The sequence below is a fragment of the uncultured Ligilactobacillus sp. genome, assembly GCF_948826705.1.
In the GTDB taxonomy this organism is placed as follows: Bacteria; Bacillota; Bacilli; order Lactobacillales; family Lactobacillaceae; genus Ligilactobacillus.
Window position 1 is genome coordinate 18,388 of record NZ_CAQLEL010000033.1, and the last position, 9,808, is coordinate 28,195.

The 9,808-nt window shown below is 38.5% G+C and carries 7 protein-coding genes and 1 pseudogene; 2 read left to right on the top strand and 6 right to left on the bottom strand.

Annotation, left to right across the window (positions count from 1 at the left end; translation table 11 throughout):
* Positions 1-138 precede the first annotated feature (138 nt).
* A complete protein-coding gene (locus Q9Q35_RS01865) occupies positions 139-924 on the top strand; it encodes a (S)-acetoin forming diacetyl reductase (protein ID WP_137422519.1) in 786 nt (261 codons plus the stop codon).
* 64 nt (positions 925-988) lie between these two features.
* Positions 989-1,660, top strand: coding sequence for a DUF554 domain-containing protein (locus tag Q9Q35_RS01870; protein ID WP_304651889.1), 672 nt, complete (start codon positions 989-991; stop codon positions 1,658-1,660).
* 34 nt (positions 1,661-1,694) lie between these two features.
* Here Q9Q35_RS01870 and Q9Q35_RS01875 read toward each other — a convergent pair whose 3' ends face one another.
* The 6 genes and pseudogenes from Q9Q35_RS01875 to Q9Q35_RS01900 all read right to left on the bottom strand — a co-directional run.
* Entirely contained in the window at positions 1,695-3,437 is a 1,743-nt protein-coding gene (locus tag Q9Q35_RS01875) for an ABC transporter substrate-binding protein (protein ID WP_304651890.1), read from the bottom strand.
* A 144-nt stretch (positions 3,438-3,581) separates the two neighbouring features.
* Positions 3,582-5,321, bottom strand: coding sequence for an ABC transporter substrate-binding protein (locus Q9Q35_RS01880; protein WP_304651891.1), 1,740 nt, complete (start codon positions 5,319-5,321; stop codon positions 3,582-3,584).
* Positions 5,322-5,362: 41 nt separating this feature from the next.
* Complete coding sequence (yaaA, locus tag Q9Q35_RS01885) at positions 5,363-6,112, bottom strand: peroxide stress protein YaaA (RefSeq protein ID WP_304651892.1); 750 nt, start codon at positions 6,110-6,112, stop codon at positions 5,363-5,365.
* A gap of 72 nt (positions 6,113-6,184) precedes the next feature.
* Complete coding sequence (locus Q9Q35_RS01890; RefSeq protein ID WP_304651893.1) at positions 6,185-7,930, bottom strand: ABC transporter substrate-binding protein; 1,746 nt, start codon at positions 7,928-7,930, stop codon at positions 6,185-6,187.
* A 17-nt stretch (positions 7,931-7,947) separates the two neighbouring features.
* Positions 7,948-9,696 (bottom strand): ABC transporter substrate-binding protein, encoded by a 1,749-nt coding sequence (locus Q9Q35_RS01895; RefSeq protein ID WP_304651894.1) that lies wholly within the window; start codon positions 9,694-9,696, stop codon positions 7,948-7,950.
* A gap of 13 nt (positions 9,697-9,709) precedes the next feature.
* Positions 9,710-9,808: pseudogene (locus Q9Q35_RS01900) on the bottom strand (ABC transporter permease); the annotation flags it as partial.

The window sequence follows — 9,808 nt, forward strand, 5'->3', positions numbered from 1 at the left end:
CAGTCTTAATTACTTAACTATAGCTTTTTTTTGGTATATTTCAAGTTTCTTGCCAGTGTAACCGTTTTCTTAATTGATAAAAAATGGTATACTTAGTTAGAAGTTAAAGTTGATTTTTATTTATGAGGGGGTTTTTTTATGACAAAAGTAGCACTGATCACTGGGGGCGCCCAAGGAATTGGGCAAGCGATCGCCCGCCGTTTAGCTGATGATGGCTTTGCTGTGGCCGTTGCCGATCGCAATTTAGAAGCAGCTAAACAAACAGCCTTTGATCTAACGACTGCTGGTAAAAGCGCCGTTGCGATCGAAGTTGACGTTGCTGATAAGGATAGTGTCTTCCAAGCCGTGCAAAAAACATACAATGCATTTGGCGGGTTTGATGTGATCGTTAATAACGCTGGGGTCGGTCCGACCACTCCGATCGAAACGATCACACCTGAACAATTTGATCAAGTTTACCACATCAACGTTGCCGGTGTTATTTGGGGGATCCAAGCTGCAGTTGAACAATTTAGAAAGAAAAAACGCGTTGGTAAAGAGATCGTTGGTAAGATCATCAATGCCACATCTCAAGCTGGTGTCGTAGGTAACCCTAATCTCTTATTATATAGTGGAACCAAATTTGCCGTTCGAGGGATCACTCAAGTAGCTGCACGTGACCTTGCTAAAGAAGGGATCACGGTAACTGCTTTTGCCCCTGGGATCGTAAAAACCCCAATGATGTACGATATCGCTCATCGTGTCGGCCAAAATGCTGGCAAAGATGATGAATGGGGCATGCAGACCTTTGCTAAGGATATTGCCTTAGAAAAACTCTCCGAACCAGAAGATGTAGCAGCTGCTGTTTCATTTTTAGCTGGGCCAGATTCCGACTATGTCACCGGTCAAACTTTGATCGTTGATGGTGGTATGCAATTCCATTAAATCTCTGTTATAGTAAAGATCAAGCAAGCTCTAGCATGCTTGATCTTTTTTATGAGGTGAAAAAATGTGGGGAACACTCTTTAATACTAGTATGATCTTCTTAGGTAGTGCTTTAGGTGCGTTCTTTAAAGAAAAACTCAAACCTGCTTATCATCATACTCTGATGCAAGCCCTTGGAATATGTGTTATTTTACTTGGACTAAACAGCGCTAGTACTAATTTACAAAAAAGTACCTATCCAGTTTTGTTTATTATCAGTCTGACTTTAGGCAGTGTAATAGGACAGCTTTTACACTTAGAAGATAAATTCAATGATCTAGTCAAACGTTTTGGTTCAGCTAAGACGAGCAATGGCTTAACAACAGGGATCTTGCTCTTTTGTATTGGTTCACTTTCGATCTTAGGCCCGTTTGAAGCAGCTCTAGATCATGATTACACATATCTGATCACCAATGGCTTACTAGATGGCATTACTTCTGTGATCTTGGCTTCAGCCTATGGGTTTTCGATCGCACTTTGTGGAGCAGTTCTCTTTTTTTGGCAAGGTAGCCTGTATTTATTAGCACTTAGCTTACACAATGTGCTCTCAACTTCATTGATGACAGAGATCTCGATCGTGGGTGGGCTATTGATCTTTGCTTCAGGCTTAAATATCCTCAAACTAACTAAGATCAGCATTGTCGATCTGTTGCCAAGCTTACTTATCCCACCCATATTCTTTTTATTTTGGCACTAAAAAAGGAAAGCGACATCTGCGCTTTCCTTTTTCTTTATTTAGTAAAAGCAATATTTTCCCATAAATGGTAGCCATTTTTATTATTTAAAGAAACATTCGTCAATTTCTTAGAGAAAGTATAAGTATCATATTCAAATTGTCTCGGTATGATATAAGCTTCTCGGTTCATATATGCTTGCCATTTATAGAACTGCTTGATCTGATAATCAGTGTTAAAAGCCTCTTTTGAACTCAAAGATTTGATCAATTCGGTATTTTCCTTAGTAACAAAGTGACTTAGATTATATGGATTATTTGGTAGATACGTCTCAGCGATACTTGAAGTTGGTGCACTTGTCACGCTCCAGTTACTTAGATAGATATCATATCCTTTACCATCATTAGTCAACTGTTCGATATAAGAATTAAATTCTTGAAGACGGTTATCTTTTAATTCAACTTTGACTCCGATCTTTTTCCATTGTTGAAGATACATCTCGATCACATTTCGACTCCCAGCACTATCTGAACTCATCGATGCTAATAGTTTCAAGGTGAATTTTTTCCCATTAGGTAAAGTCCGATATCCATTCTTTTGCATGCGGTAACCAGCTTTATCTAATAGTTTATTTGCCTTCTTTAAGTCTAATGGATATCCCTTTAACTTGTGGTCACTGTATTTTCCAAAAGCATCTGGTACGATCGTGTTAGCACGATATTTTAGACCATAACCAAACTTCTTTGAAATTTGATCCATATTGAGTGCATAGCCCATCGCTTGTCGTAATGCTCGATCTTGGACTGGTGTCTTACGATCCATTACATTAACGCCGTTTTTAAAATGCCCGACTTTAAAGCCAACATATGAGTAGTACTTCTCTTTTTCGCCTAAAACAACATACTGTGGTAAATTCTTCACTTTATTGTAGACTGCTGGGCTTTGCTCTAGTAAAACATCATACTTGTTAGATTTCATCGCAGCCGCTGCATGTCCTGGGTCGACTACTTCAATAGTGATCTTGGATAAATTAGGCTTTTTACCCCCATAGTATTTATTGGGGACCCATTCGATGGACTCACCTTTGACCATATTCTTGATCTTAAATGGTCCATAAAACAATGGTGTTTTTTGGATCTTATCACTGGAAGCCAATTGATCAAATGGCACATCCTTTAAGTAATGATACGGCATCACAACTCCAAGAACATATCCTGAACTTGGAAATTTCATATCAGGCTTCATCTCTTTAAAGTGAACGACACATGTCTTTTCATCTTTGATCTCTACACCTGAAATATCATTTGCCTTACCATCGTGATACTCCTCCATTCCCACGATATCGCGCATTTTGTCATCATAATCACCAGAATTAGTTGCTGGATCGGCCACCACTTTATAAGTATATTCCATATCCTTAGCTTCTACGGGATGACCGTCTGACCAACGTGCGCTTTTTTTGATCTTGACAGTTGCTGTTTTTTGATCTTGATCAAAAGTCACATCAGCTAAACCACCTTTAGCATATGTGTAGTCATTATTTACTTTAAACAAACTACGCTCACCAAATTGAGCAACTTCTGCAGTAGGGATGTCAACACGCAATGGTGGCGCAAACACTCCTTTAAAGACCCCACCAGAAGCAAGCCCAACATGCAGAGTACCTCCTTTGACCTGTTTTTTATGGTTATTATATTCTAATGGTAGTTTAGTAGCATAAACATTCGTACTAACTGTTCCTTGGACCATTACTGCTGTTGCTAGCGCCAAAAAACTTCTCACGCCCCAATTTTTCTTCATTACAATCTTTCCCCTCGTAATAGCTTGTAATACCGTAAGCAACATAAGACACACTACCATTTAAAAATAAAAAGCTTCTCTTAGGTCTTTTCTCGTCGCTTACCTTCATACTACCAATTTTAGTCTGCTTTCGTATTAACTTCCTTACTTAGTGAAGGCAACATTTTCCCACAAGTGGTAACCATTCTTAGCGTTTAAAGAAACATTGGTCAATTTCTTGGAGAAAGTGTAGGTATTATAGCGAAATTGTCTTGGGACGATATAAGCTTCCTTATTCATATATTCTTGCCACTTATAAAACTGTTTAAGTTGATATTTACTATTGAACGCTTCTTTTGAACTCAAAGAACTGAGCAATTCAGTATTTTCCTTAGTTACAAAGTGTCCTAAGTTATAAGGATTATTTTGTGAATACGTCATAGCTACACTCGATATTGGTGCGCTAGTTACGCTCCAACCGCTGAGCCAAACATCATAGCCATTACCATCATTTGTCAACTGTTCGATGTAGGAGTTGAATTCTTGAAGACGATCATCTTTTAATTCAACTTTGACACCGATCTTTTTCCACTGTTGTAAGTAAGTATCGATCGCAGTCCGATTCTCAGAACTACTTGAACTCATTGGAGCTAATAACTTCAAAGTGAATTTTTTACCATTTGGTAAAGTCCGATAGCCATCTTTTTGCATACGATAACCAGCTTTATCTAATAATTTATTAGCTTTTTTCAGATCCAATGGATAGCCCTTGGCATTATGATCATTATACTTACCAAAAGCATCTGGTACGATCGTGTTAGCACGATAATTTAGACCATAACCAAATTTCTTTGCCATCTGTTCCATATTGAGCGCATAGCCCATCGCTTGACGTAAAGCACGGTCTTGGACTGGTGTCTTTCTATTCATCACATTGACACCATTTTTGAAATGACCAACTTTAAAACCAACATACGAATAATACTTTTCTTTTTCCCCTAAGACCTCATATTGAGATAACTTTCGTACTTTACTATAGATCTCTGGGGTTTGATTCAATAAGACATCATACTTATTAGCCCGCATTGCTGCTGATGCATGTCCGGGTGAGACCATTTCGATATCGATTTTAGAAACACTAGGCTTTTTGCCCCCATAATACTTATTTGGGACCCATTCGATAGACTCACCTTTGACCATATTTTTGATCTTAAATGGTCCATAAAAAATAGGTTTTTTAGTTAATTGTTCACTTGAGGTCAATTTATCAAACGGAATATCTTTTAAGTAGTGATAAGGCATCACTTTACCAATGATATATCCTGAACCCAAGAACTTCATTTCTGGTCTCATTTCCTTAAAATGTAAGACCAGAGTTCTTTCATCTTTGACTTCTAAGCCTGAGATCTTGTCAGCTTTCCCTTCATGATATTCTTCGACCCCAACGATATCTTTTATCTGATCGTAGCTACCGTAACTGATATCCTTATTTGCTACTACTTCATAAGTATATTCCATATCCTTAGCTTCTACGGGATGTCCATCTGACCAACCCACATGTTTTTTTATGTGAACAGTTGCTGTTTTATTATCATAATCAAAATCAACTGTAGCTAACCCTGTTTTAGCAAATGTATAATCATCCTTTACATCAAATAGATTATAGTCACCAAATTGTGAAACATCAGCAGTCGGACCGTCAACACTCAATACATCAGAAAATACTCCTTTAAAAACGGCGCTTGACGAATAACCAACATGTAAAGTTCCCCCTTTAACTCGTTTTTTATGATTATTATATTCTAGTGGTAATTTAGCAGCATAAACACTATTACCAACTGTTCCCGAGACCATAACGGTCGTCGCTAGTGCTAAGATACTTTTTACGACCCATTTTTTATTCATCTCAATCTTTCCCCTTTACTATTTTTACTAGGTGCTGAGACCTATTCCTTTAAAAAGACATACTTTTTTTCTGTCGATATAGTTTTAGCAAAATGATACCCCAGTTCATTAAAAGCTTTGAGCTGTTCTAACGTTCTCACTTGCTTTTGTGCTAAATAGCGCACAAATTGTCCCCGTGCTTGCTTAGCATGTGTCGCTTTTTGAACATATTTTTGCCGTTTTTGATCAAACTCTTTAAATTCGATCGTTATAAATACATCAGCTGGCGTTAAATAACGCTCAACGGCTTTTGCATATTCTTTTGACGCCAAGTTGATCACCGGCTCATCATCTTGATAGAGTGCAGTATAAAGATCAGCTCCCCAAAAGTGGTACAGATCATGATATTCTGTCCATTGGATCTTTGCTCCCATCTCTAATCGATATTGAATGATCCCGTCAAATGGCGCTAAGATCCCATACAACCCAGAAAGGATCCGCAGATTTTGGGCTAAATATTCTAAGGCAGGCCTCTCTAATAGATCTGGTGCCATTGAACTATATTGAAGCCCTACATAAGAGAAGAGAGCTGGTGTCAAATTTTGATCGAGTTTAGTCGTTTGCAGGCGCTGATAATTCAGCTGTGCCAATTTATCACTACACTGCCAGATCGCTTTTAACTGCGGATATGACAATTTCTGCAACCAGTCAAATAGCTGACCAGTCTTAGCTAAATACTGAGGTCGACTTCTAACTTCAAAATCATCTGTTGCTTCTTGCATCTTTTTTGCTGGAGAAATAATTATTTTCATGTTTCTCATTCCAATCGTTTTACACAAATTCTAGCATAATTTGTTCCACGTGAAACATGAAATATTTCCATCTTACTTAGTTAACATCACATTATCCCAAGCATTATAACGTTTATCATTACTGCTGATCGTCATCCCTTTGACCCGTTTACTGATCGTCTCTAGATTGTAGGTATAAGCGATCGGGACAACATATGCTTCTTTTCTTACATATTGTTGCCATTTATGCATTTGATCGATCCGATACTTTTCATTATATGCACGTGCTGAATTTAGCGAAGCTATCAATTCACTATTTTCCTTAGATACAAAGTGACCATAGTTGAATTTCGATCTTGCAGTATAAGCAAGGTTTGGTAAGCCAGTTGGTTCTGGTGGTAAGTTCCAACTATCGGTCCAAAGATCAAAGTCATCTTTGCTTGATAGGTCTTCTAAGAAATCATTATAGTCAAGTGCACGTCCTTCATATAATTTGACATTTAAACCGATCTTTTTCCACAATTGCATATAATTTGATCGAACAGTCTCACCTCCTTTCCCATCATTAGATGCTAGAAATCTTAGGACCAGTTTCTTACCGTTAGGCAATGTTCGATAGCCATCTTTACCTCGCTTAAATCCAGCCTCATCTAGTAATTCATTAGCTTTTTTCATATTATGATCAAAGTTTTTAACATTTTTATCGTGATAACTGCCATAAGCTGGCGAGATCATTGTATTAGCCCACTTGACCCCCCCATGCCCAAATCTATCGATCACAGATCGAACATTCATTGCATACGCAACTGCTTGACGCAAAGCGCGGTTGCTCATTGGAAATGATTTATCTATTACACTTGCTCCATTTTTATCAGTCCGTCCCATCTTAAATCCAAGATAAGTTATATCTGTTCCTAGCGAGCCCAATGTGACAACGTTTTTGTCTTTTTTCAGTCTTCTGTAAACGTTGACCGAAGAATTCATTAAAATATCATATTTTTGGGTTCTCATCATAGCTACTGCCTGAACACTAGGTACGATCTCCATTACGATCTTAGCCAATTTAGGCTTAGGACCACCGTAATACTTATTTGGGACCCATTCGATCGATTCACCTTCAACGACCTTCTTGATCTTATAAGGCCCAAAAAATAGCGGATGTTTACGTACCTTATCACTTTGTGCCATTTGATCAAAAGGTACATCCTTTAGGTAATGATATGGTTGAGCGCTATCGTAAAGATAACCTGAACCGATATATTCGATCGAAGGAGTCATCTTTCTAAAATGGATCAGTAAATGCTTGCTATCTTTTTCTTCCAAGCCTGAGATCTTATCCACTTTTCCTTCATGATATTCTTTCATCCCAACGATATTTTCCAAATCATCTGTATAATACGGTGAGGTACTATCTTTGTTAGCTACCATCTCATAATTAAATGCTACGTCACGTGAAGTCACCGGTTCCCCATCTGACCATCTTGCTTTTGGACTGACCGTTATCAGGGCAGTTTGCTTATTTTTATCAAATTTGACATCTGCAAAACCACCTTTGACATACTTTCCGTTAGCATTGTTTTTAAACAGATTCGTCTCACCTGGTGTTGATAACTGTTGCGTTTTAGAATCTGTTTCAAAAAATGCATTAAATACTCCTTTAAAAGCTTCATCTGACATATACCCTACATGTAAAGTTGCATTTTTCAACGTTTTTTTGTGATTTACATATTCTTCTGGGAATTTAACTGCTTGTGCTGTTAAAGGTTGTAGTGCCTGTACACATAACATTCCAGCCACGGTCATGGTTGCAACACGGCATAAAAATCTCTTAGTCTTCACTTTTTATCCCCCCCTCATTATTTTGTTAAACAAACATCGTCCCAAAGACTCAAATTCTTACTTGGATCGACCGACATCCCTTTGACATTTTTTCCAACAGCAGTCAGGTTATAAGTGTAAGCAAGAGGAACAACGTAAGCTTCTTTGTGCATGTAAGCTTGCCATTTATGCATCTGGGCGATCCGATACTTAGAGTTGAATGCTCTTTGTGAATTAAGCGAGTGTAGAAGTTCAGTGTTTTCTTTAGTTGCAAAATGCCCATGATTAAAAGAAGACAGCGGACTATATGCGGCTGTTGCTGCAACAGATGGCTCTGAACTCAAAGTCCAACTCCCAAACCAGATATCAAACTTATCGGAATTTCCTTCGAGTAGCTCTGAATAAGCGTTGAACTCCATAGGACGACCCGAGACAAGCTTAGTTCTCACTCCGAGTTTTTTCCAGAGTTGCATGTAGTTAGCAATGATCGCAGTATTCACTTTCCCCGCCTCGTAAGTGAGTACTCTAAGCGTCAAAGGTTTACCATTAGGTTTAGTGCGGTAACCACCTTTTCCACGCTTGAAGCCAGCATCATCGAGTAACTTGTTGGCTTTTTTTAGGTCCTGATAATATGGTTTGACATTTTTGGCGTGATAGTCCCCATATGCCGGTGAGACCATCGAATTAGCCCATCTTTCTAAGCCATGCCCATATTTTTTAACGATCTCTTTAGTATTCATTGCATAGGCTAATGCCAAACGTAAACTTCGGTCATTAGTAACTAACTTTTTATCCAAAACATTAGTTCCATTGGCATCCACTGTTCCGACCCGAAATCCCATATATCTAAAGCCATAATTCAAACTTCCTAACGCCACATAACTACCAAGATTCTTAGTTTTATCATAAGTCGAGTTTGATTCATGCAAGATGACATCGTATTTATGGGCACGCATCGTTTCGACCACTTGAGCATTTGGTACTATCTCTTCGACTAATTTAGCTAACTTTGCCTTTTTGCCTCCATAGTATTTATTAGGGACCCATTCGATCGACTCACCTTGAACGATCTTTTTGATCTGATATGGTCCGTATGATAGTGGGTGCTTACGCACTTGATCACTTTGAGCCAACTTATCAAATGGGATATCTTTTAAATAATGATACGGTTGAGCATCGCTCCACAAATAACCTGTGCCAGCATATTCCATTGCTGGTGTCATATCAGTATAGTGGATCAAGAGATGTTTATCGTCTTTTAGCTGTAGACCTGTGATCTGGTCAGTCTTTCCTTCGTGATACTCTTTCATACCTTCGATCGTTTCAGTGTCTTCATCATAATATATTGAAGTACTGTTTTTATTAGCGACGATCTCGTAAACAAATGCTAGATCACGAGATGTCAACGGATGCCCATCTGACCAGCGTGCTTTATCACTGACCGTAAGTAAAGCTGTCTTATTTTTACGATCAAATGAAACATCCACCAAACCACCAGGAACTATCTTACCGTTTCTATCTTGTTTAAAGATCCCAGGCCAACCCGGTTGCGAAAGAGTATCTGTTTGACCATCAGTCGCTAATTCAGAAATAAAGATCCCTTTAAAACTAGTATCAGAGGGGTAACCGACCTTCAAAGTCCCACCTTTGAGAGTTTTTTTGTGATTGACGTATGTCTGCTTTAATGAAACTTCTTTGGCTAAAACATTGCTCGTTGGAACAGCTAAAGTTCCTGCTAGCACAGTCAATAACGCTAATGTTTGAACAAATAGTTGCTTTTTCCCCATACTTGACCACTCCTTATCCTAGACGCTGGCGAGCATCAAAAGCCCGCCGTACAACATTACCAACATAACTGATGCCCACACATAATACTAAGATCAATAATGAAGCTGGCAT

What these genes read in the sequence shown, in the direction of transcription:
- Q9Q35_RS01865 (WP_137422519.1), top strand. Translation starts at nt 139, where the DNA reads ATGACAAAAGTAGCACTGATCACTGGGGGCGCCCAAGGAATTGGGCAA.
- Q9Q35_RS01870 (WP_304651889.1), top strand. Translation starts at nt 989, where the DNA reads ATGTGGGGAACACTCTTTAATACTAGTATGATCTTCTTAGGTAGTGCT.
- Q9Q35_RS01875 (WP_304651890.1), bottom strand. Translation starts at nt 3,437, where the DNA reads ATGAAGAAAAATTGGGGCGTGAGAAGTTTTTTGGCGCTAGCAACAGCA.
- Q9Q35_RS01880 (WP_304651891.1), bottom strand. Translation starts at nt 5,321, where the DNA reads ATGAATAAAAAATGGGTCGTAAAAAGTATCTTAGCACTAGCGACGACC.
- yaaA (WP_304651892.1), bottom strand. Translation starts at nt 6,112, where the DNA reads ATGAAAATAATTATTTCTCCAGCAAAAAAGATGCAAGAAGCAACAGAT.
- Q9Q35_RS01895 (WP_304651894.1), bottom strand. Translation starts at nt 9,696, where the DNA reads ATGGGGAAAAAGCAACTATTTGTTCAAACATTAGCGTTATTGACTGTG.